Here is a 243-nt window from a genome sequence, read left to right as displayed (position 1 = left end):
CACGATGGTCTCCTCGGAGGAGAACTACGCCCATCCGCGCGTCTCCTATAAGGCGACCGTGGGCGACATCGTCGAGGCGGGCACTGGGAAGGGCTTCGTCGGCGGCTGCCAGTTCTGGAACCGGCCGAACCCGTCCGGCATTCAGAGCGCAGTCGACGAGTACTACGGCAACGAGTCGTGGTCCGTGCAGGGGAACTGGGCGCTCGCGGGCGTCGAACTCCTCGCGTGCCAGCTCGGCGCGAC

At 67.5% G+C, this 243-nt stretch carries 1 protein-coding gene; it reads left to right on the top strand.

Translation table 11 applies throughout. The annotated features are described in order from the left end of the window. Nucleotides 1-243, top strand: a 243-nt coding sequence (locus HKX41_13020) for a cell surface protein (GenBank protein ID NNC25055.1), incomplete at both ends; no start/stop codon positions are given.

This window comes from Salifodinibacter halophilus, assembly GCA_012999515.1.
GTDB classification, from domain to species: Bacteria; Pseudomonadota; Gammaproteobacteria; order Nevskiales; family Salinisphaeraceae; genus Salifodinibacter; species Salifodinibacter halophilus.
Note: the sequence above shows the minus strand (reverse complement) of the source record. Positions and strands in the feature narration are given on the sequence as shown.